At 46.2% G+C, this 23,552-nt stretch carries 16 protein-coding genes; 8 read left to right on the forward strand and 8 right to left on the reverse strand.

The window, feature by feature from the left end:
- Nucleotides 1-32: 32 nt before the first annotated feature.
- The 3 genes from AC1XTG_RS19555 to AC1XTG_RS19565 are packed head-to-tail and all read right to left on the reverse strand — an operon-like array spanning nt 33 to nt 5,396.
- Nucleotides 33-3,491 carry a DUF7948 domain-containing protein gene (locus AC1XTG_RS19555; protein ID WP_484843096.1) on the reverse strand — a complete coding sequence of 1,153 codons (3,459 nt, stop codon included), beginning with the start codon at nt 3,489-3,491 and terminating at the stop codon, nt 33-35.
- 18 nt (nt 3,492-3,509) lie between these two features.
- Nucleotides 3,510-4,130, reverse strand: coding sequence for an ABC transporter ATP-binding protein (locus tag AC1XTG_RS19560; protein WP_484843097.1), 621 nt, complete (start codon nt 4,128-4,130; stop codon nt 3,510-3,512).
- A 60-nt stretch (nt 4,131-4,190) separates the two neighbouring features.
- Nucleotides 4,191-5,396: a hemolysin family protein gene (locus AC1XTG_RS19565; protein ID WP_484843098.1), complete on the reverse strand. Its 1,206-nt coding sequence runs from the start codon at nt 5,394-5,396 to the stop codon at nt 4,191-4,193.
- Between the two features lie 461 nt (nt 5,397-5,857).
- On the opposite strand from AC1XTG_RS19565, the gene fbaA reads away from it, so the two are divergent.
- Nucleotides 5,858-6,937, forward strand: coding sequence for a class II fructose-bisphosphate aldolase (gene fbaA / locus AC1XTG_RS19570; protein WP_056285487.1), 1,080 nt, complete (start codon nt 5,858-5,860; stop codon nt 6,935-6,937).
- A gap of 389 nt (nt 6,938-7,326) precedes the next feature.
- Entirely contained in the window at nt 7,327-8,157 is an 831-nt protein-coding gene (locus AC1XTG_RS19575) for a retropepsin-like aspartic protease (protein ID WP_484843099.1), read from the forward strand.
- Nucleotides 8,158-8,159: 2 nt separating this feature from the next.
- On the opposite strand, the gene AC1XTG_RS19580 is transcribed toward AC1XTG_RS19575, so the two are convergent.
- The gene (locus tag AC1XTG_RS19580; protein ID WP_484843100.1) at nt 8,160-8,528 is read right to left on the reverse strand and encodes a winged helix-turn-helix transcriptional regulator; all 369 of its coding nucleotides are present in this window, start codon (nt 8,526-8,528) and stop codon (nt 8,160-8,162) included.
- A gap of 95 nt (nt 8,529-8,623) precedes the next feature.
- Between AC1XTG_RS19580 and AC1XTG_RS19585 the strand changes: the two genes are divergently transcribed.
- The 3 genes from AC1XTG_RS19585 to AC1XTG_RS19595 all read left to right on the forward strand — a co-directional run bounded on the left by AC1XTG_RS19585 (nt 8,624) and on the right by AC1XTG_RS19595 (nt 12,748).
- Nucleotides 8,624-9,253, forward strand: a complete 630-nt coding sequence (locus AC1XTG_RS19585) for an NAD(P)H-dependent oxidoreductase (protein WP_056285493.1) — start codon at nt 8,624-8,626, stop codon at nt 9,251-9,253.
- Between the two features lie 12 nt (nt 9,254-9,265).
- The gene (locus tag AC1XTG_RS19590) at nt 9,266-9,970 is read left to right on the forward strand and encodes a DsbA family oxidoreductase (RefSeq protein ID WP_484843101.1); all 705 of its coding nucleotides are present in this window, start codon (nt 9,266-9,268) and stop codon (nt 9,968-9,970) included.
- Nucleotides 9,971-10,180: 210 nt separating this feature from the next.
- Nucleotides 10,181-12,748, forward strand: a complete 2,568-nt coding sequence (locus AC1XTG_RS19595) for a DUF5686 and carboxypeptidase regulatory-like domain-containing protein (protein ID WP_484843102.1) — start codon at nt 10,181-10,183, stop codon at nt 12,746-12,748.
- Here AC1XTG_RS19595 and AC1XTG_RS19600 read toward each other — a convergent pair whose 3' ends face one another.
- Entirely contained in the window at nt 12,749-14,611 is a 1,863-nt protein-coding gene (locus tag AC1XTG_RS19600) for a M1 family metallopeptidase (RefSeq protein ID WP_484843103.1), read from the reverse strand.
- Between the two features lie 305 nt (nt 14,612-14,916).
- Between AC1XTG_RS19600 and AC1XTG_RS19605 the strand changes: the two genes are divergently transcribed.
- The gene (locus AC1XTG_RS19605) at nt 14,917-15,081 is read left to right on the forward strand and encodes a DUF1328 family protein (protein WP_031526823.1); all 165 of its coding nucleotides are present in this window, start codon (nt 14,917-14,919) and stop codon (nt 15,079-15,081) included.
- Between the two features lie 57 nt (nt 15,082-15,138).
- On the opposite strand, the gene guaA is transcribed toward AC1XTG_RS19605, so the two are convergent.
- Nucleotides 15,139-16,668, reverse strand: coding sequence for a glutamine-hydrolyzing GMP synthase (guaA, locus tag AC1XTG_RS19610; RefSeq protein ID WP_056285503.1), 1,530 nt, complete (start codon nt 16,666-16,668; stop codon nt 15,139-15,141).
- Between the two features lie 285 nt (nt 16,669-16,953).
- Between guaA and AC1XTG_RS19615 the strand changes: the two genes are divergently transcribed.
- Nucleotides 16,954-19,407, forward strand: coding sequence for a TonB-dependent receptor (locus AC1XTG_RS19615; protein ID WP_484843104.1), 2,454 nt, complete (start codon nt 16,954-16,956; stop codon nt 19,405-19,407).
- 116 nt (nt 19,408-19,523) lie between these two features.
- On the opposite strand, the gene AC1XTG_RS19620 is transcribed toward AC1XTG_RS19615, so the two are convergent.
- A complete protein-coding gene (locus AC1XTG_RS19620) occupies nt 19,524-20,714 on the reverse strand; it encodes a phosphoglycerate kinase (protein WP_484843105.1) in 1,191 nt (396 codons plus the stop codon).
- 224 nt (nt 20,715-20,938) lie between these two features.
- Between AC1XTG_RS19620 and AC1XTG_RS19625 the strand changes: the two genes are divergently transcribed.
- Nucleotides 20,939-22,666 carry a VRR-NUC domain-containing protein gene (locus AC1XTG_RS19625; protein WP_484843106.1) on the forward strand — a complete coding sequence of 576 codons (1,728 nt, stop codon included), beginning with the start codon at nt 20,939-20,941 and terminating at the stop codon, nt 22,664-22,666.
- A 2-nt stretch (nt 22,667-22,668) separates the two neighbouring features.
- Here AC1XTG_RS19625 and AC1XTG_RS19630 read toward each other — a convergent pair whose 3' ends face one another.
- The gene (locus AC1XTG_RS19630; protein WP_484843107.1) at nt 22,669-23,472 is read right to left on the reverse strand and encodes an endonuclease/exonuclease/phosphatase family protein; all 804 of its coding nucleotides are present in this window, start codon (nt 23,470-23,472) and stop codon (nt 22,669-22,671) included.
- Nucleotides 23,473-23,552: the final 80 nt, after the last annotated feature.

The raw sequence follows: 23,552 nt of genomic DNA on the forward strand, positions 1-23,552 counted from the left end.
TACTACAACTTATCACGAATGTACAAATCCGTTTATTCCAGAACCTCCACCCAGCCTTTGCAGTGATTTCCCTGCGGCGTATCGACCACGTAAAAGTAAGTCCCGTTGCCGATCCCTTTACCCCAGTCATTTTTGTAGTAAGCTGCTTTGAAAACCGATTTCCCCCACCGATTAAATACTTCAAGCGAAGCGGGCGACACCGGAACTATGAAAGTGTCATTCTTACCGTCCCCATTTGGCGTAATCACATTAGTCAGCGTAAATGGAGGCGACGCTTTTACTTTCCTGGATGTTGTCAGCGGGCAGCCGGCTGCATTGTAGGAGGTCAACACAACCGTATATTCTCCCGGCGTTTCATACTGGTACTCTCCCACCTGCTCATCGGTGATTGTATTACCAAAGCCAAGGTTCCATTCGTAGCGGGCTGCATTGCGCGTTTTATTAGATAGTGAGTAGCTGAAAGGTTCATTGCATGCGCCGCCGGAAGTGACAATCTCGAAATCAGGCGCGTGTGCTTTATCCACTTTCACCGTTATCTCACGCACTGGCCGGCAACCGTCAGCATAAATTCCTTCAACAACATACGTTGTTGTTTCCTCGGGCTTTACAGTTACCGTTTTCCCGATTGTTTCGGGCAGTCCTTTTACGGGTAACCAGCGGTACCGGGTTGCTTCGCCGGATACCGTAAGTACCACACTCACTCCCTGGCAAGCTTCGGTATCCGCCATTTCCACGAAATCGTTTTTCTTTTCTACCAACACTTTGACTTTCTTATCAACCTTGCAGCCACTTGCATTGCTGATTTCCACATTGTACTCAGTGGTTTCTTTTACGATCGCAACCGGATTGGCAATGGAAGCATTACTCAGTCCGGTGGCCGGAGACCATTTGTACTGCGTACCACCTTGTGCGAGTAATTGTACGGATGAATTCTCGCAAACAGCCGTATCTGCCGTCACTTTCGCATTGAGCGTCTCTACTATGATCGTTTTTTCTGCGATATCGATCCGTTTGCAACTCAGCCGGTTGTATGCTTTCAGCGTCACCTTATATTCCCCCGGTTTTGTAAAAACATATTCTGCCTGATCATCTTCCCGCGAGATTGTACTGCCGCCCACTTCCCAGATATAATCAATGCCACCTTCACTGGTATTGACGAAAGACAGCGACAATGGCGCACATCCACGGAGTACATTTTTGGAGCTGCCCGAGTACACGTCGAAGTCAGCCTTCAACCGATCGATATCTATTTTGAATGCTGCATTGTTACAATTATCACTATTATTCGTTTCTGACCACGCTTGTGGTGTTACTGGAAAATGGCTGCCGCCGCAAGCGCAAGTCGCGTGGTAAATCGTTCCATTTTTATCAAACCGGCTTGTACCGCCGTCCACGTGGTCGCCCTGAATACCCGGCGTGTTGCTCTGGCTGCCAAAATAAGTAGCGTACAAAAGCGACTTCGCGCCTTGTTCGAGGATAGCGATGTAAAAATTATGTCCATTCGTTACAGGCTGAATCGCGTCTTCTGTAACAGGAAGTCCCACGGTGCTGCTAAGCGGATTATTATTGGTGCTGTTATTTACATTGCCACCCCAGCCCGCTATATAAATGTTGCCGCACTCACTGACCAGAAAAGCAGTAGGAGAAATATCAGGTGCGCCCCGGCCGGAGCCGATAACTGTGGAAAAATTGCTTTTTGAAAGTGACGCGTCAAGTGAATGGACAAACTGGCCACTTTTTGCATTGTTATAAACACCTGCGCTGACGGGATAGTCGCCGGTCGTAAGTCCGTACACAAAAACGTTTCCGCCGGCATCGGTATCGAGCAGATATGCGCCGTCTTCTTTGTCGGTACCGATATAGGTGATATTTAAAAGCTTGTCTGCATTGTACCTTGCCACAAATCCGTCCTCGGTACCTTTTAGCATTTTCTGGTAAGAAGTGGCGCTGGTGGTCAGCTGTGCGCTTTTGGTAGATCCTGTTACGTAGATATCTCCATTTGGCAGCGATTTCAATGAATGTGCCGCGTCAGCCTTTTCGCCCCCCAGATAAGTGCTCCACAGAAGGGTGCTCAGGCCGGGATTGAGTTTAGACACAATTCCGTCCTGCGATCCGTTAAGCTTGTTTTGTACCGCATTTTTTAATGGAAAATTACCGGAGCCTGTTGACGAAACCACCAGCACATTATCGCTTTGATCTACCACGATTTCACCACGAAAAGTATCTCCGTAGTTTCGGATCGTGAATGCGGGACTGTTACTTACCCCATCGTTTCCATTGCCTCCCAGGTAAGTGGAAGCGGCGAGCTGTTTTCCGTCTGCGCTCAGTTTTGATATAAAGATATCCGCTCCATTGGCCATGTCGAGGCCCGAGATAGGTATGCTGGGTGTACCGCCGCCAAAAGCCCTTTGAAATGCATTGACCCGCGTCGGGAAGTTCTTGGAAGATGTTGTACCCAGGATCAACAGCTCGTTTTTAGAATTGACAATCAGACTATTCGGTACATCGGTATCTTCCCCGCCCAGGAATGTGGCAAAAACCAGGCTGCTTCCATCGGGTGTGAATTTCAGGATCGAAACATCAACCAAACCTTCAAATTTCGTCTGAAATGCGCCTACTGTTGCCGGGAAGTTAGCCCCGAACACCGTACCTCCGGAATACAGATTTCCTTGTGCATCGTAGGTAGCAGTGTGCCCCCAATTGTCTGCAACGGAACCAGAATAAGTTGAAAAAATAAGCTCCGGATCTATCGTCAGAGGCAATTTTCTATCAAAACCATTTGGGAGAATAAATTCAGCTGTGCTGCCCGACAGCCTGAAGGCAGAAGGTACCTCCACCGCTTTGTTACGGACCGTCTGAAATGAATAAGGCGCTGCTTCTTTGAATTGCCCGACCGACGTTTTTACGAGAATCTGCTTATCACTATTGAGTGTAACTTCCTGTGCCCCATTGTATTTCAATCTGATCAGCGATGGATCGGCATTAGGTCTGACGACAAACTCGTATTTGAGTTTCAAACGGTGGAGATATACACGCAGGTCAATGCCGGGGTAGATATTTTCATATAAAACTTCTTCAAACCCGCGGACACCACTGGCCCATTTACTTTCATCTCTCCCTAAGAAATAGCTGAACTGCGTTTTGACCGCGCTTTTTGGTGTGTGCTTTACCTGATTGCTCGCGTTTTCAAACAAAACTTCGACCCCGTGAGCAGGTATCATGGAAGGATCAAGTGCATTCCCTTTTGCAACCGGCGAATTTACAGGCGCTTTACCATGCAGGCTTGCTACTTTGGAAGCATCGTACAGCACATAAACCATCGACTGGTTTTTTAGAAACAGGAAACCTCCCGGAATCTCCGCGCGGAAAAGAATATCGGCAGCCCACTGACCGCGGTTTTCGATGAAATACATCCCGCCGGCCAGCGATTTTCCTGTCCCAAAGGCAAGGACCGATAACAATACCAGGATCAGCCGTAAAGTTTTGTGCATAGAAGAAGTGCCAGTGTTCTACTTGAACGCAGAAACCGAGATGATATTTTCGCAGAATTCATATTCCTGTTTCACATTGGAACCCAGTAAAACGAGCTGGTTCTGAGTGTATTTGGTAATATGATCGAGGTACCATTGAATGCCGGTCACATCAAGATTCGTGGTGGGTTCATCCAGGAAAATAATGGGTACATCGGACATAAATGCCAGTCCGAGCTTTACGCGCTGTTTCATCCCCGACGAAAAATGACGGATCACTTTGCCGCTTGCGTGTGACAGCTGGATGATCTCTTCGAAATCCTGAACCGTAAGTCCATTTTTCAACGGCTTGAATTTGATATGAAACTGCACAAGCTCCCGCAACGTGAATTCCTCGATCAGTTCAAGATAAGGTGCGGCAAGTACCAGGTGCTTGTACCAATGGTCGGTTTCAACAGGTTTTCCTGCATTGTCGGTGTAAGTAACACTGCCTTCCGACGCAGGTACCATGCCGGTAAGCAGTTGAAGAAGTGTAGATTTGCCACTTCCGTTCGGGCCGACGAATGTATACATCTGTCCATCCGAAAGTTCAAACGTTGCCTTTCGGATTATCCATTCCTTTACAAACTTTTTACCCAGATTTTCAACAGATATCTGCACAATTGAGGTATTCGGCTATTATTAAAATTGTTTTGACTGTTAGAGCACTGCCGCAGCAGATCAGGCTTTATCTCCTTTTTTATGTTTCTCCTCAATCGTAAGCTTGACCAGCTCAATGCGCGTATCCTGCATGGAAACGACCTGGAAAGAATAAGGAGGAATACTCACGGTTTCATTTACGTCTGGCAAATCGCCGTAGTAATGGATTACCATTCCCGCAAGGGTATCGTAATCACCTTCCGGAAGCTCCCAGCCATATTTTTCATTGAGGTAATCGAGCTCGTGACGTGCACTTAGAATGTAGCTGTCATCGTCAAGCTGGCGCTCAGTCCAGTCTTCGGTGGTATCATATTCATCCTGTATCTCACCGAATATCTGTTCAACCACATCCTCCACACTGATCAGTCCGGAAGTGCCGCCAAATTCATCGACTACCAGGGCCAGGCTCCTTCTTTCTTCCAGAAAACGGAGCATCAGGTCGCGCGCGGGCATTGCTTCGGGCACGATCATGATCGGCGTGATGATGTTACTGATCTCCTTGGGTTTTTTAAAAAGCGCCAATGCATGACAGTAACCCAACACTTCGTCGACGGATTCTTTATGTACGATGATTTTCGAATGCCCGCTGGTCAGAAATGCAGTCCGGAGGTCTTCAATGGTTGCATTCACATTCACGGCGGATATTTCGGTCCGCGGTATCATACAATCCCTGATCCTGAGATCCTTGAAGTCCAGTGCATTGATAAACATTCTTTCTTCGATGCTGTGATCGTCAAAATCAGGATCATCAGCCGAGACGATATCGTCGCGCAGGGAAGCATTCAGGATATTTTCTTTTACAAAAGGCTCAACCAGCCAGTATAGCGGCGTCATCAGCCACTCCCCGAACCGGACCGGAAAAGCGGAGAGATCAAGTATTTTAGGAAAGCTCCTGCCAACCTTGACCCAGGTAGTATAACAAAACATCCATACGCAAACCAATGCAGCAAAGAGCCCGGCAACGAGCAGCACTTCCTGCCATCCTGCATGCAATGCGAGATAAGGATAAATGGTTATTACGGCTGCAAAACACCCCAATGCAACGGTCAGCAACCTGATCATGCGCAATATCCGCCGCCAGTAGAGCGTCTGGATCACCTGCTCGGTTTTCTCGTGGCGAAAGGAATAACGGTCAATGGAAATATCGAGCAACACCGACCTGACCGCGCCGAAATAGCCTGCAAGAATGAAAGAGACAAGAGTAAAAGCCAGCGAAACTGTGTTCATTTTTTTGCGGTTGTACGCGTTTTAGCCTGCGGGGCGGGAGTATCTGTTTTTTCAGGCTTGCCTGCTGCGGCAGCCTTCAATCTGCTGAATTGAAAAACGAGGAAGCAAACAATGCTCAACAGCAGAAGCCAGTAGCTCTCAAACAATCCTGCCCTACGAAATTCCAATACCCACACAACCAAAAATCCGAGCGCAAGTGCCAAAAGTATGGTTCTGGAAAGTTTTGAGTTCATTTAGAAAAGAAGAAATAAAGAAAAGGCGACTGCTACTGTCACCAGATTCAAAGATACACAGATTGTGCCAAAACGGTTGTAAGTTGATAAATGTTCGTTTTAACGCATAATAAACCTCTTCTTTCTCCTCCATTTTCTCTAAAATGGCTAACTTGCGACCTTGCCACCCAGTTCATTTTTGATATCTGGATAGCCTAATCATTTCTTGAAAAAATATAAAAAGTTACTATGAGCGAAACCACAAAACGCTTTGCACCCGGTGTAGTTACCGGAGACGGAGTTAGCGAGATCTTCCGTCATGCCAATGAAAACAATTATGCTCTTCCGGCAGTTAATGTAGTAGGTACCAATTCAGTGAATGCTGTTCTGGAAACCGCAAAATCTGTAAACAGCCCAGTTATCATTCAATTCTCCAACGGAGGCGCCATATTCTATGCAGGAAAAAGCTTATCAAACACAGATCAGCGGGCAGCAATAGCAGGCGGTATCTCCGGCGCAATGCACGTACACCAAATGGCAGCACTTTATGGCGTTCCTGTGATCTTGCATACAGACCACTGTGCGAAAAAATTGCTTCCATGGATCGACGGTCTGCTTGAAGCCGGCGAGCGCCATTTTGACCAGCATGGTATTCCATTGTATAGCTCTCACATGCTCGATCTTTCGGAGGAGCCGATTGAGGAAAACATTGAGATTTCGGCTAAATATTTCGAGAGAATGGCGAAAATCGGCATGACACTTGAAATCGAATTGGGTGTAACAGGCGGCGAAGAAGACGGTGTTGATAATAGCGATGTCGATAGCTCAAAATTGTACACCCAGCCGGAAGAAGTGGCTTATGCTTACGAAGAGCTTTCTAAAATTTCACCCAACTTCACCATTGCAGCTGCATTTGGAAACGTTCACGGCGTTTATAAGCCAGGTAATGTGAAACTGGAGCCGAAAATCCTTCGCAATTCACAAAACTACATTCAGGAGAAATTCGGTACCGGCGAGCTGCCTGTCAACTTCGTATTTCACGGAGGATCTGGTTCTTCCCGCGAAGAAATTCGTGAGGCGATTGAGTACGGTGCGATCAAAATGAACATTGACACGGATATGCAATGGTCAACCTGGGAAGGAATTTTGAAATATTACAAAGAAAACGAAGGCTTCCTGCAGACACAATTGGGTAATCCAAATGGTCCTGATTCTCCAAACAAAAAATATTACGATCCACGTGTGTGGCTGCGTAAAGGTGAGGAAAGCATGATTGCCCGCCTGAAAGCCGCATTTGAAGATTTGAATTGCATTAATCAGCTGGGATAATTCAGATGAGCTTTCTTTTGATTTAAAAAAAGCAACCCTTACGGGTTGCTTTTTTTTGTTGCCTAAATCTTTCGGTTTAGCGGTTACGTACTTTACTTGTTGTCTCAATAACGTTGCGATTGGACAGGATAGAGCTTTTCAAATTAACATCTGACAAAGTGTTAAAGACCGTTTTCCAAAAGCACTGTATGACCACAAACTTAAATATAACAAAACACTTCCGTTCGAGGTAAGTGCTATATCAGGAGGATACCCACATTCGGAACTCTTGTAGTGCATCTGCGCAAGTCATCAACCATTCGCTAATCCCTACTTAACCTAGAAATCATTAGAAGTTCACCACTAAGTTCAACTCAGTAGCTTAGCAGTCATATACTTAATATGGATCAATGAGGAAATTCGCACTGTTCGCAGCACTCGTGCTTTTTGTAGATCATTCATATGCGCAAGCCATATCAGGACACATCGCCGCTAGAATTATCAACAATGAACTATTTGTAAACGCCTATGTGAATGGCAGGGGGCCGTTCAATTTTATAGTAGATACTGGTGCCTCAGGCATCGGTCGAATAGACGAGCGAATAGTAAAAGAGCTTCAAATCGTTCCGTCCGACTCTGCCCGAAATAATGATGGAAGTAATAAGTATAAAGTAGTACCCGTATTTACTGTATCCAGCCTGAAGGTCGGTGATATAGAAGTACAAAATGCATTACTTCTGTCAAGAAACTACAATGACAATAGGAAGCCTGGCGCTATTATGATAGACGGAATAGTAGGTCGCAACTTTTTTGAAAATTACCTCCTAACAATCGATTCGCCACGGCGGGAAATACTATATTCCAATGATTCGCTGAATGCTAAGGATAATGGCGTGGTTGCTTATCGAAATGGATGTAAGATCAAGGCAATGGTTGGAGATACTGCCGTAGAATTATCAATAGATACCGGCTCCGTACTGGCAATGCATTTTCCAAAAGCTTTGATGCACAATCTTCCGCACACAGACACAAGCCGAAAAACAATTGCAAGACGTGCGAATTCAGAATATTTTATTCAAGAGACAGTTCTAAATTCGCCTGTTATTGTAAGTACGATCAGAGCAGCCAACCTGACTGTTCACTATTCTGAACAAGCTACGTTTGTCAATGTAGGAATGGGCTTCTTCAAGAATTATAGGCTGACAATTGATCAAAAACATCAATTGTTGAAACTGGAATAACTTTACTCCTCGGTCATCATCCGCTCCCTATGCTTGGCGCCCCAGTCACGCAGGACTTCTATTACTACTTTGAGTGAATGTCCGTATTCGGTCAAGGAATATTCAACTGTCACCGGGATGGTGGCGAAAACTGTCCTTTTTACAAGTTCGTGGGATTCGAGGTCGCGCAGCTCTTTCGAAAGCATCTTGTCGGTGATGCCCGGGATCTCCTTGGCGATCTGTGAGAAACGTTTGTTTCCGTACATCAGAGATATGATGATCGGCAGCTTCCATTTTCCATTCAACACCTCCAATGCATCTCTTACAGGCAGAATGCACTTGGAGCACTCTTCCTTCCTGGTCAGCTGCGCAGCTATTAGTTCCTGCTCCATAATGAATCAATTTAGCTATCCTTTTGTATAGTACTTACAAATGTATAGTTTATTGCTATAAGTTTGTGAAAGAATTTAATAAAGCATTAAAAACCATGAGCGAACTCATAGAAAAATTGAAATGGCGCTATGCCGCCAAGCGTATGACGGGCGAAACAATACCCGCAGAAAAGCTGAACAACATACTTGAATCCATTAACCTCGCACCCTCCTCCGTCGGGTTACAACCTTATAACGTGATCGTAGTTCAGGATCAGGCAACAAAAGAAAAGATACACGTTGCTGCTCCCCAGCCTCAGGTACTGGAAGCTTCACACATTCTCATTTTTGCAGCTTGGGAAAAAATAAGCACGCAGGATATTTCGAAATACATCGACCTGATCGCTGATACGCGCGGCATTTCAAAAGAATCGCTTGCAGGTTTTCAGAGCAGCATCAACGGCGGCATCCTGTCCAGAACAGAAGAAGCAAACTTTCAATGGGCCGCCCGCCAGGCGTATATCGGGCTCGGTCACGCGCTGGTAGCAGCCGCAGTGGAACAGGTAGATGCAACACCCATGGAAGGTTTCGATGCAAAAGCACTCGACGAGATTCTTGGCCTGAATGAAAAAGGACTTCGCAGTGTTGTCATCGTAACTCTGGGCTACCGCGACAGTGAAAAGGATCCGCTTTCCGGTGCCAAGAAGGTCAGAAGACCACATGATGATTTCTTTATAACTGTTTAGAAAATACCTGCTATGAAAGTCGAAATATGGAGTGACGTGATGTGCCCGTTCTGCTATATCGGGAAAAGGAAGTTCGAAAACGCCCTGGCTGAGTTTCCGGAGCGGGACAAAATCCAGGTGGAATGGAAGAGTTTCCAGCTTAATCCGCAAATGAAGACAGAGCCTGGTAAGAGCATCAACGAATATCTTGCCGAAACAAAAGGCTGGACTCCCGAGTATGCAAGCCAGGTGAATGATCACGTCACCAATATGGCGGCAGAAGTGGGACTCGAATACAACATGGATAAAGCTGTGCTCGCGAATTCGTTCGATGCCCACCGTTTTTTACAGTTCGCCAAAACAAAAGGGCGGGGTGACGCAGCAGAAGAGCAGCTGTTTAAAGCTTATTTTACCGACGGGAAAAACACTGCCGACCATACTACACTTGTGGAACTGGGTACCGCAATCGGGCTGGATAGTACTGAATTGAGTACTGTGCTTGAAGGTACCCGTTTCAGCGAGGATGTGCGGCGCGACGTTTATGAAGCACAGCAGGTTGGCGCACGCGGTGTTCCCTTCTTTGTACTTGATCGTAAGTATGCAGTTTCCGGAGCACAGCCCTCGGAAACCTTCCTGGGCGCATTGAAGCAGTCTTTTACAGAATGGGAAAAAGCCAATCCCCAGCCGCTGGTGGCATTTGGCGATGGTGCCAGCTGCGACGTAGACGGTTCTTGCTAGCTCTTTGGCTCCGGCCCGGTTCGCTCAGGGTGACAAGTAGCTTGTCATCCTGAGCGAACCGGGCCGCCGGGCGGTCGACGGGCTGGTATGGTTATGTAGTAAAGTCAGGAACAAGGGTTAAGTTATTTCAACTATTTTGTGCTTATTGCGCAAATAGTTGCATAATAAGCAGATACCCTACCGTTTCTATCAGCACTTTACACTAATACTATGCGTTTGGGATTGCTCTATTTGTTGTTCTCCGCTTTATGTGGACTTTCATACGCGGGCGGTATTCGCGGAAAGATCAGCACAAAATCCGGCCAGCCCCTGCCCTATGCGGGTATTGCAGTGAAGGGAACCAGCAATGGAACAATGGCCAATGCAGAAGGGGATTATGAGTTTACATTGCCCGCAGGCACTTACGAGATCAATTTCCAGTTCCTTGGTTTTAAGTCTCTGACCAAAGCTGTAACAGTCACAAGTGATTTCGTTGAGCTGAATGTAACGCTGGAAGAACAGGCACTTAACCTCAATGAGGCAACTGTCGGCAAAACGAAGGAAGATCCTGCGTACAGCATCATGCGACGCGCTATTGCAAAAGCACGTTTCCACCAGTTGCAGCTGCGCGGTTATACAGCAAAGGTATATGCAAGAAGCACTGCCCTTCCGACCAAGATCCCCTACCTTCTTGAAAAAAGACTAAAAAAAGAAGGTATCCAGGAAGGCAAAGCTTTTATTAATGAGAGTGTCGCGGAAATCAAATACCGCCGGCCTAACAGTTACAGCCAGCGTATCGTATCTACACGCAACAGTCTGGACAACAGCATTCCTTCTCCCAACGATTACATTCTCGCCAGCTTATATAGTCCTGAGATAGCAGGTACCATCTCGCCGCTTTCGCCCAAAGCATTTTCGTATTACAAATTTGAATATGAGGGATACTTTGAGGAGCAGGGACAGATTGTAAACAAGATCCGGGTGGTCCCGAAAGCTTACGGAGAGGGTGTTTTTAAAGGCAGTCTCTTTATCCTGGAAGATCGCTGGGCTATTCACAGCTACGATCTGCAGACTACAACAAGTGGTCTGGACATTTCTGCAAAGCAACTTTTCACTCCCATTCAAAACGTATGGATCCCGGTCAACCAGCAATTTCGGCTTACCGGAAGCTACCTCGGCTTCGCGGGTGAATTCAAATATCTTGTTTCACTGACTTACCAGAAGCTCGACGTCGATCCGGGTTTGAAAGAAGATATCGTCATCAACGATCATAAAAAAGCGCCCGAAAAAGAAGTTGCCGGCTCTACGAAAAACCTGAACAATCTGATCAAAGAGCAAAAGGAGTTTTCAACCAAAAACTTCCGGAAGCTGACCAGACAATACGAGAAAGAACAGAAAAAGGAAAAGAAAACCGCAATTAACGATGACCGGCTGGTGCGCTCGGACTCTATTGTAATTGACTCAATGGCGAACAAGCGGGATACCACTTACTGGCAGGCGCTGCGGCCCATTCCGCTTACGAGGTCGGAAATATCAAGCTATCAGATGCAGGACAGCATCAAGGTTGTCAAAGATTCTGCCGGCGTCAGAAAACGGCCCGACTCTCTTTACTTTAAACCAATGCACATCCTGACAGGGAATACTTATGCATTGGGAAACCGTAATACATTTTATTTCAAAAGTCCGATCTGGGCAATCAGCTACAATACGGTAGAGGGAAATTCAGTGAACCTGATCACGGAATGGACAAAGCGGTGGGGCAGATCTTCGTATCTGAGCGTCCGCCCGCTGGTCAGGTATTCTTTCGGGAGAAAGCGGGTTTATGGAAATGTTGAAACCAACATTGGCAACAGCAAATGGAACCTCTTTCTGACCGGAGGGGAAATGGCGGCGCAGATCAATAATGAGAATCCGATCCCGCCTCTTCCCAATAGTATGGTGGCGCGTTTTTTCGACCGGAACTTCATGAAACTATACCAAAAGCAATTTGGCAAAGTTGAATTTTCATTAAAGAATATCGCTGACGTAGTCACATTGAATGCAGGAGTCGAATTCGAACACCGGAAAGAACTGTTTAACCAGGAAAGCGCCCGGCCGATTTTCTTCTGGAATAAATACAGCTACACCTCAAACCGCCCCGATAATAAAGAATTGGCGAATACCGGCTTTCCGATCCATAATGCCACTATCCTCGACCTCACAGCGACTATCCGCCCGTGGCGAAGGTACCTGATCCGGAATGGGGAAAAGCGTTACCTGAGAAGTAAAGGCCCTTCATTTATTGTTAATTATAAAAGCGGGCTTGCCTTCGCAGGAGACGTGGATTATTCACTTTTGCAGGGAACAATCAGACAGAACCTCAGCCTTGGCCCGAGAAGCAACCTGGAATATTTCGTGAATGGAGGCGGGTTTTTGAGTAAAAACCAGATGTATTTCCCCGATTTCCGCCACTTTATGGGAAATGAGTTTTTCTTTCAATATGCCTACCCGCCTGATCAGTTCCGGATGCTGCCTTACTACCAATACAGTACTGCAAGCCCGTTTTTCCAGGCGCATGCTACATTCAGCACGCAGCGGTTTGTGATCACCCGGATAGAAGCGTTGCGGACCACCGGCATCTCTGAGACTTTGCAACTGCATTATCTGAGTGTACCGACGATCCGCAACTATTCCGAAATCGTGTATGGAATTGACGACATCCTGAGAGTGCTGCGACTGGAAGCTGTTGCCCAGTTTCACGGCACCAAATTTCAGGGAATGGGATGGCGTTTCGGAACCTCCATCCGCATTGGCCGCTAATTATTTGCCTGCAGGAGCCTTGAACCGCGGCGTCTCTTTGGGCAATGAAGGATAAACGTTGTTTTCCGGGTTGATATCGGCCATTCTCATGCTTGGATCAATGATCACCAGCGAGATATCGGCCACATTACGATTAATCGAGAAACTGTATTCTGGATAAGTCCAGCCCCAGTCGGGCATTAAAGTTGTTTTTGAATACAGCTTTTCATCCTTTTCGCCGCGCATGATTTCCAATGGAATGTAAAAGTTCTCCTGCGTGCCGTCTTTATAGCTTACCACCACATCGAGCGGCATTGGCATTTGCCCGATACGCTCAATCACAATGTCGGTTTTTCCTGCATTCGATACTACTTCCTTGATTCCGTAATCAATGGTTTTGGTAGTTCCCACAAAATCTTCGAGGTACCAGTCCAGTTCAAGACCCGATTCCTTTTCCATAATCCTTTTCAAATCTGTCGGATTTGGATGCTTGAATTTCCATTCATTGAAATAACGCTTCATTCCACTCGCCAGCTTGTCTTTACCAATAATATAGCCCAATTGGTTCAGGAACACAGAGCCTTTGGAATAGGCGCCGATCGAGTAAGCGCGATTGGTATTATAATGGTCTGAATGCGTAGTCAGCGGCTCTTCCAGTCCCGACTTTGCTAGACTCCTGTAACTCGCGGTACTTCCTCTATGCGGATCATTTCTGGAAGGGAAAAGTTCAGCCATAACCAGGTTTTCGGCATAAGTTGTAAAACCTTCGTCCATCCAGGCGTACTTGGATTCATTGGTTCCCAATATCATCTGGAACCAGCTGTGTATCGATTCGTGCACAGTTACACCCACAAGTCCGGCCAGTTTTTGTCTGCCCAGTATCAACGTTCCCATGGGATACTCCATTCCTCCGTCACCACCCTGTATCACCGAGTATTGTTTGTAAGGATACCTTCCGAATTTCTCATTCATAATTTGGAAACAGCGTACTGCCAGCGGCTGCATGTCTTTCCAGGCTTTGGCAATGGAGTCCGTTTCTGGCTGGTAGAAGAAATGCATATCCAATTTATCATCCACCTTCACTACATCGTGCTTGTAGTTCCGGTCGGCGGCCCACATAAAATCGTGTACTTCGGGGGCAATGAAATGCCAGGTCAGCTTTTCACCGGGCTTGTGCGTTACTTCCTTCTGGGAATAGCCGTGGCCGATCTTGTCAGGATTTTGCAGGTAGCCTGTTGCAGCAATTGTATAAGCTGCATCCATTTTGATTTTCACATCAAAATCACCCCAGATACCGTAAAACTCACGGGCAATGTAAGGATTGGAATGCCAGCCTTCATAATCGTATTCACTCATTTTGGGATACCACTGCGCCATCGAATAATCGATACCTTCCCGGTTGTCACGACCCGTTCTCCTGATCTGGATGGGCACCTGCGCCTCAAATTCCATTTCAAATGTATGCTGCGACTTGGGCAGGATCTTCTCGGCTAATGTGACTTCCAGGATTGTCCCTACAACTTCGTACTTCACCGCTTTTCCATTGTGCTTCAATGAGAGCACTTTTTCGTAACCGATTTCAGAAGGTGACAATTTGGAGATCCGGTCTTTCACGCGGGCGTCGGGGTCGCTTATCGTCCGTGAACGAACATCCATCTGACTTCCCGGCTGGAATGCATTCAGGTACAGATGGTAAAAAACCTTATGAAGGGTATCAGGTGAATTATTGCTGTAAACCAGCTTTTGAGTTCCCTTATACTGATGTTTGGTAGCGTCAAAGTCGACTTCCATCTGATACTTTGCGCGTTGCTGCCACCGGTCGCTTTGTGCTGATACTTTGGTGATCATCGGGATGACAAGCAGCAGCAATACTTTCAATTTCATTATCAGTTATTAATTAGCAGGTTGTGAATTAGTTAGTTTATGCAAAATAACGTTTTTACCGGATTTTCAATTTTGTAACAGGACCCGTCGCCATAATTGCAGTTATAATTAAATCGCTATGAAACTGTATAAAAAATGAACTTTCCTCCTTATTCTGGGCATCATTCTCTACAACAAAGCGTGATAAATGCGGCTCAAAACGCCTGAATCGGCGATTTAGCCACTTTTTACAGATTCAAAGCTTTTGGCACATAATTGGTAATTAACAGAGCATAGATATTAGAAAACTAAACACTTTGTCAATTATGCTTAAATGGACCGTAATATTTCTGATTGTAGCTATTATAGCCGGTGTACTTGGATTCGGTGGAATAGCAGCAGGTGCAGCTGGAATCGCTAAAATTCTTTTCTTCGTATTCCTTGTACTATTTGTGTTAAGCCTACTAAGCCGCGGCGTCGGGCGATCCTGAGCCACGAGAAAATAACAAATGAAAAAAGCGGTCTTAGGCCGCTTTTTTCATTTTAGCTTATTCCCATTCAATTGTTGCCGGTGGCTTGGATGAAATATCATACACGACGCGGTTTACACCTTTTACGCGGTTGATAATATCATTGGAAACCTCGGCCAGGAACTCGTAAGGCAAATGCGCCCAGTCCGCTGTCATTCCGTCCACAGAAGTTACTGCGCGTAGTGCAACCACACTTTCGTAAGTCCGCTCATCGCCCATTACACCCACGCTCTGCACAGGAAGTAGCATCGCTCCTGCCTGCCACACTTCCTTATATAGATCCCATTTTCTGAGTCCGCCGATGAAAATCGCATCAACTTCCTGCAGTATTGCGACTTTTTCAGGAGTTATTTCTCCAAGAATACGAATCGCAAGTCCCGGACCAGGGAATGGATGCCGGCTTAGAATTTTATCATCAATACCTAATGTACGACCCACTGCTCTTACTTCATCTTTAAACAAAGTATTCAGCGGCTCTACCACTTTTAGTTTCATGAAGTCGGGCAGCCCGCCTACATTGTGGTGAGATTTGATCGTAGCAGATGGTCCCTTAATGGAAACGGATTCAATCACGTCAGGATAAATGGTACCCTGTCCCAGCCACTTCACTTCTTCGATCAAATGTGCCTCCTGATCGAAGATGTCGATAAATGCTTTTCCAATCGCTTTGCGTTTGGCCTCTGGCTCACTCAATCCGGTCAACAGCTGATAAAAGTGAGACTTCGAATCCACGCCTTTGATATTCAGCCCCATATCCTGATAAGAATGCAGTACTTCCGCAAATTCGTCTTTTCTTAAAAGTCCGTTATCTACGAAAATGCAGTACAGGTTGGTACCAATTGCCTGGTGAACCAATGTCGCCGCAACGGTAGAATCCACACCGCCCGAAAGCGCCATTACTACTTTATCATTGCCCAGCTTTTTGCGAAGCTGCGCAACAGTCTGCTCAACAAAAGACTCGGAAGTCCAGTCTTGCTTGCAGCCGCATATATTAGTTACAAAGTTGTGCATCAGCTTCTTCCCTTCGGTTGTATGTGTTACTTCCGGGTGAAACTGTATACCGTATGTCAGCTCATTCTCAATTTTGAATGCAGCCACTTTCACCGATTCGGTAGAAGCGATCACATGAAAATTCTCCGGGGCACGCACGATGGTATCACCGTGTGACATCCAAACCTGCGAAGAGTCGGACAAGCCGGCCAGTAATGAAGAATCATTATCGTCGATTTCAAGTCTTGCGCGGCCGTATTCCCGGTGTTGCGAAGGCTTCACGTCGCCACCCAGTTCCTGAGCAAGCAATTGAGCGCCATAGCAAACGCCCAGAACAGGCACTACTTTGCGGAATTTGTCAAGATCTATTCTTGGAGAATCAGCGTCCCGAACGGAGCAAGGGCTTCCTGAGAGAATGACACCTTTGATATTTGGAGTTAGATCGGGGTAATTGTTGAATGGGTGGATTTCACAATAAACATTTAGCTCACGAACACGTCGCGCGATTAACTGAGTATACTGTGAACCAAAATCTAAGATCAGAATTTGTTCAGTCATATATATGCTATCTAAAATGTAAAGGTAGGCAGATTGACCGAAATCAAAAAACCAATCCTTCGCGCTGTCACTCCTGGCGCTATTTTACCATTCAAACTTTTTTTCTCCCGGAATGCAACATTCTTTATTCCATTTGTATCTATGAAACGGTGACAAGGCACACACATCCGCTTATATAACATAAAAACCACTTGTGTAATGAAAGGTTCTATGTTATACCAAGTACTTACATTTGCAATGTACTCAGCGATTCACTTCTGATACATTGACCATAATTTATTAGCCATGAAATTCTTACTAAACCTAACTGTAGCACTGCTACTGATCGGAAATGCTGCGTTCGCCCAACTCTCGGCAGGTGTGCCAGGGAGCGGCAAAGTTTCCGGATCTGTTATCGACGAAAAATCACAGGCATTCCCGTTCGTGAATGTACTCCTGCTCCAAGCCAAAGATTCGACACTCATCAAAGGGCTGGCAGCGGATGAAAGTGGCAAATTCCTGTTTGACCAGGTTTCAAACGGCACTTACCTGGCCCTGGTTTCGATGGTAGGTTACCAGAAAAGTTACAGCCAGCCATTTACAGTTGACAATAACGTCATCGCTCTTCCCCCATTTAACCTCAAAACAGACATACAGGCACTCAACGAGGTAACAGTTGTTGCCAAGAAGCCTTTCATCGAACAGGAAATTGACCGTACGGTCGTGAATGTGGAAAACAGCATTGTTTCTGCTGGCGCTACTGCCCTGGAAGTACTGGAAAGAGCGCCTGGCGTAACGGTTGACCAACAAAATGAGCAGCTGAAACTCAGAGGTAAAGAAGGTGTGATCGTGCAGATCGACGGCAAACAGACCTTTTTATCACAACAGGAACTCATTACCCTGCTGCGCAACACGCCCAGTGACAACATCGAGAAGATTGAGCTGATTACCAATCCTTCGGCCAAATACGATGCAGCCGGTAACTCCGGTATCATCAACATCAAGATGAAACGCAACAAAAATTATGGTACCAATGGAAACATCAACCTTGGTGCTGCGTGGGCAAAATACGGAAGAGGCAATGCAACTGCTACCCTTAATCACAGAGCGGGCAAACTGAGCTCCTTTATCAGCGGCGGCGCTTTCCTGAACAAGGGTTTTAACAATAATGACATTTACCGCACCATTCCGTTTGAAGGCAAAGTGACCATTTTCGATCAGCGCACCGAGCGAACCAACAAATCTGAATACTATAATGTAAGAGCCGGTGTTGACTATTTCGCAACGGACAAAACCACACTGGGTGTACTGGTTTCAGGCTTTTACAGCGAATTCAGCAATCCTTTCGGACAAACAAATACACGCATTCTCAATGAAGACCTGAGCTTGCAGCGGACTTTCCGTACCGATGTGTTCAATGGGGGTACCCAAAACAATATCAGTACAAACCTCAACTTTAAACACCAGTTTAACGATAAAGGAAAAGAGCTGACGTTCGACGTAGACTATGTGAGATACGGCGGCAAAAAAAGCAGCAACCTAGATACGAAGTACTATCTGCCAGGCGGCCAGCAGGACGGCAGCGCTGAAAATGTCCGCAACAATATGCCCTCTGATATCAATATTGGTGTTGCCAAACTGGACTACGCACAGCCACTCTGGAAAGGTAAGTTTGAAACTGGTTTGAAATCCAGCTACGTGGCTTCCGACAATGATATGGTTTTTGAAACCAAAGCGGATGAATGGGTACTCGACCCCACCCGCTCCAACCGCTTTAAGTACACAGAGAATGTTAATGCAGCTTACCTGAATTACAGCGGCAGTCTGACCAAAAAAATGAAATACCAGCTTGGTCTCCGCGGAGAGCATACGCATTCAATTGGTAACTCGGTAACATTGAACCAAAAACGCGACCGGAATTACATCAACTTTTTTCCAAGTGTGTTCCTCTCGAACCAGCTCGATACCAATAACGTACTAAACATTTCATACAGCCGCCGGATCGACAGACCCAATTACCAGTCGCTTAATCCATTCGAATTTTACCTGGACCCATTTACTTTTCAGAAAGGAAATCCAAACCTCAAACCACAGTATACCAACTCATTCCAGCTTGTTCACGTTTACAAAAGCTTCCTGAATACCACACTGGCTTACAGCAGGATCAAGGATATGATCGCCGACGAACTGCCACAGCAGATTGCTTCCGAGAACAAGACTTTTGTAACATCGGATAACCTCGATAACCAGGACAATCTCAGCCTTACAGTCTCATTTCCCATCAAAGTAGCCAAATGGTGGAACATACAAACCAACTTCACGGGGGTATACAATCACTATAACTCAGTATACCTCGAAGAAAAGCTGGTAATCAGTCAGGCTTCCTGGAACATGTACGCTGCCAACCAGTTCACGATTTCAAAAACCTGGTCGGGTGAAATTTCAGGCTGGTACAACAGCCGCGCATTCTACGGACTGTATCAGGCGAAGCCAATGGGAATGCTGAATGCAGGTTTACAGAAAAATATCTGGAACAAAAAAGGAACGGTCCGCCTGAATGTCAACGATATATTTTGGACCAACCGGTTCCGTGGAAGGGCAGTGTACAAGGATATTGATTTCTTCGTGAAATCACAGTGGCCGAGCCGCCAGTTCAGGCTCACATTCACCTACAATTTTGGTAATCAAAATGTGAAAGGTGCCCGCCAGCGCAATACAGGTTCTGATGATCTGCAAAAACGCGCAAATGGCGGAAGTTAGAGAGGAATCCCGGTCTTAGGACCAGTATTCATAAATTAGTTAGGTTTGTTATGCAGAAAATCCATCCCGCAAGCTGCGGGATGGATTTCTTTTTTAACTAATCTATGTTGTGAAGACTATGCTTCCAATGCCGCCACGCCGGGAAGCACTTTACCTTCCATATATTCAAGCAATGCACCACCACCGGTTGAAACGTAGCTCACGCGGTCGCCGTAACCTGCATTGTTGATCGCAGAAGCAGAGTCGCCGCCGCCGATCAGTGAGAATGCATCGTTTTCCTCGGTCACTGCTACTACTGCCTCGGCAATTGCATTGGTACCTTGTGCGAAGTTCGGGAATTCGAATACGCCCATTGGTCCGTTCCAAAGCACGGTTTTGGAGTTTTTGATAATCTCTGCAAAGATTTTAGCCGTTTCAGGACCAATATCCAGACCTTCCCAATCGTCAGGGATTTCGCCGGCTGGTACCACCTTACGTTCTGCGTCATTCGCAAACTTATTTGCAATAACGGTATCCACAGGAAGGATCAGGTTAACACCTTTGTCTTTGGCTTTTTGAACCAGTTCCAGTGTAAGTTCCTGCTTGTCCGCTTCCAGCAGCGATTTTCCAATGCTGCCGCCTTGTGCTTTCGAGAATGTATAAGACATTCCGCCACCGATGATCAGGTTATCCACTTTGTCGATCAGACGCTCGATAATGAGGATTTTGTCTGAGATTTTAGCTCCGCCCATGATCGCGGTAAATGGTCTTTCCGAGTGTTCAAGCAATCTTTCTGCATTGTCGAGCTCAGCCTGCATGACATAGCCGCATACTTTATCAGCAAAGAACTTACCGATTACCGCAGTTGAAGCGTGCGCGCGGTGCGCAGTTCCGAATGCGTCCATTACCCAAACATCACCCAATTTCGACAGCTTTTCGGCAAACTCTTCGTTACCTTTTTCCTCTTCCTTGTAAAAACGCAGGTTTTCAAGCAGAAGCACTTCTCCCGGCTGCAGTGCAGAAGACAATTCGGTTGCGCTTTCACCGATACAATCGTCGGCAAACTTCACGGTTTTGCCAAGTATCAGTGACAGCGGGTTCACCAGATGTTTAAGAGAATACTTTTCTGTTGGTCCGTCTTTGGGGCGGCCCAGGTGCGACATCAAAATAACGGCACCTCCGTCGTTGAGAATCTTACTGATTGTGGGAATTGTTGCACGGATACGGGTATCGTCCGTGATTTCAAATTTGTCATTAAGCGGGACATTGAAATCCACGCGGACCAAGGCTTTTTTGCCTGAGAAATCATAAGAATCTAATGTTGTCATGGGCAGGTAAAATTGTTTTCCATAGGTAACAAATGTAATCCAATTTCTTTATTATATACTATATAAGTCAGAAATCGCAGGTTTTGAAATAGGTATAATGCAATTTTAGCTCCTCATTTTTCTAAATTCTTGATACTTAACAAAATTTTAATATCCTCCCATCTTTTAAAATCTTGCTGTAACTTTATACTTCTATTGAACCAGAAAATCCAGCTAAGAAAGACGTGCCTTCGGACCAAATTGTGGAGAATGCTGGGATTGCAGCCGAGTTACCGACCGGGTTCCCCATTGACCTTCCACCCAAATACTACCATGATTATTTCAGCTATGTGCTGGAATTTGTGAGAAAGCGCTACGCGCACCTGCTGACTGAAAAAGAGCTTGGCTTTCTCGAAACCTACGACAGGCTTTCGGAGGATGCACAATGCCTTTTTATCCGTTTCAGCAACCGCAGCAAATCGTTTTTCAGGGTAAACAGCCTCTCTTACTCCGAGATCACTGATTTGCCGGCAGTATTGGAAGAGCTGCATGAAAACGGCTTTATCGAATCGATCTGCGACGCACATGAACCACGGTTTGGCGAGATCATGGAGCTGTTTACCAAACCGGAACACCTGCATTTCACAAAGCTGCTTGAACCGGATGTGATGCCGGCCAAAAGCATCAAAAAGCCCGACCTGGTCCGCTGGCTGATGCATGATTACGATTTCAAAACCCTGTGCGAGATCATTACTGAAACAGAGCCGGTGGTGAAAGTCACTTTCGAGGCGGAGGTAATGCTGATGAAGTTCCTCTTTTTCGGGAACCGTCACGCAGATATGACCGAATTTGTAATCCGCGATCTGGGACACGTACGCTTTCAGTCTTTCGATGAGCAGTTTTTGTCCATTCAGTTTGAAACCAGAAAGGAAGTTGATGACACGCTTACGGTGTCGCTGATGAAGGAAACTTTCGACGTGATCAAAAATGAACTGCCGCCAGAGGAGATCTACGACTGGTTTATGAACTGGTATGCAGGCAATGGACCCGGACTCGCGCCAAAAGCATTGCCTTCATTCAACCTGCTGATATTAAGAATCGGAGCCTGGCTAGAACGTAAGAAGATGCTTTCGCAGGCATTGGTAATTTACCAGCTGACCAACGATGCCCCTGCCCGCGAGCGGCGCGTGCGGCTCCTGTACAACCTGGGTGAAGTCGAAGAGGCACTTGCGCTTTGCGAGGAGATCGCAGAAAACCCGCAGAATGCAGACGAAAGATATTTCAGCCTCGATTTTCAGGAGAAGATCAAAAACAAAAAGCGCAAGCTCGTCAAGCGGACTACCCAGGCGCTCAAAGATGCGACCGCAATAGAGGTCCCGATCACATTCCGGTTTCAGGTGGAATATGGCGCGATCGAATACTATCGCGCACAGGGTTATAATGCGTTTTTCAGCGAAAATGAACCCTGGCGGGCTTTGTTCGGACTGCTTTTCTGGGATATTATCTATGATACCAACGTGCAGACGATCCATAATCCGCTGCAACGCATCCCATCCGATTTCTTTTTGCCCGATTTCTATTTCAGGAGGTCGGCGCAATTGAAGGAAAGACTGGAAGCTGCCAGTACGCGGGAGATTATCGACGAGCTGGTTAGCCAGACTTTCCAGGATAAATTCGGGATCACCAATGTGCTGGTACCCTGGTACGAAGGCGCGCTTGAAAAGGTACTTACCCTCACTTCCCTGCTCACGCCCGAAAAGATCCGCGCGGTGATGATGGAAATTGCATTGAACCTGCGTGAAAACACCCGCGGTTTTCCCGATCTGCTGGTCTGGAATGAGACGGAATATGCATTTATAGAGATCAAATCCCCTACCGACCACCTTTCTTCCCGCCAGTTGCATTGGCAGCATTTCTTTGCGGAGCACGAAGTTTCCAGCCGCATTGTGCGCGTGAACTGGCTCAGGGATTAAGGTTATTTCAAAATAAAATCAGCCACAACCGGCAAGTGATCGGAAGCATATTTTTCATCGATAACCTTTGTGTTTGACGCTTTCAGGTTTTCGGATTTGTACATAATAAAATCAATCGTTTTGTTCGGCTTTTCAACCGGGATCGTAAATCCGCAGTCGGAACAGGTTCTTTTGAAGTGCTGATCGAGATAGGTGATAACTTTGCTCTCAGGTACCGCATTAAAATCTCCCGCCAGTATCATCGGCAGTTCTGTTTTTCCAAAATGTTCAATAATCGTTTCTGCCTGCAACACTCGGTTAGGCTCCTTCAAACCCAGGTGCGTACTCGCGAAAATCAGCTTTTTGTTATTGGGCAATGTAACTGTAATTGCCGCCACGGTCCGGTCTTCCTCTTTCAGTTCGGCGTGGATCGGCAGCTTGTAGCGAACAGAATCAACAATCGGGAATTTGGACAAAACAGCCACACCATAATCGCCACCTCCATGATCAATGGCTTTGGAAAAATAGAATTTCATGCCTGTCAAAGCGGCAAGCTGCTGCGCCTGGTTCTTGCCTTTTCCGGATCTTTCGGTATTTACATCTACTTCCTGCAATGCGACGAAATGGGGCTTTTCCGCATTGATCACTTTCGCAATTGCTTCAATATCAATTTTATTACCCGCAGAAGGCGGATTGGCGTGGTGGATATTGTAAGTCATTACTTTGAAACGCTGGTCTTTCCGCAGCACTTCGGAATACTCTTTTGAAAAGCCGGCGAGGGTTGCAAATCCTACCAGAATGAGCAGGACGCGGAAAACATTTTTCATAAAAATCTGATGGTTTAGGATTATTCAACTGCCAAAAATAAGCGTTTAGATTTTTTCCACGCCAGCTTTTTAATTTTCAT

The organism is Dyadobacter sp. HNCC25DJ183 (genome assembly GCF_056895175.1).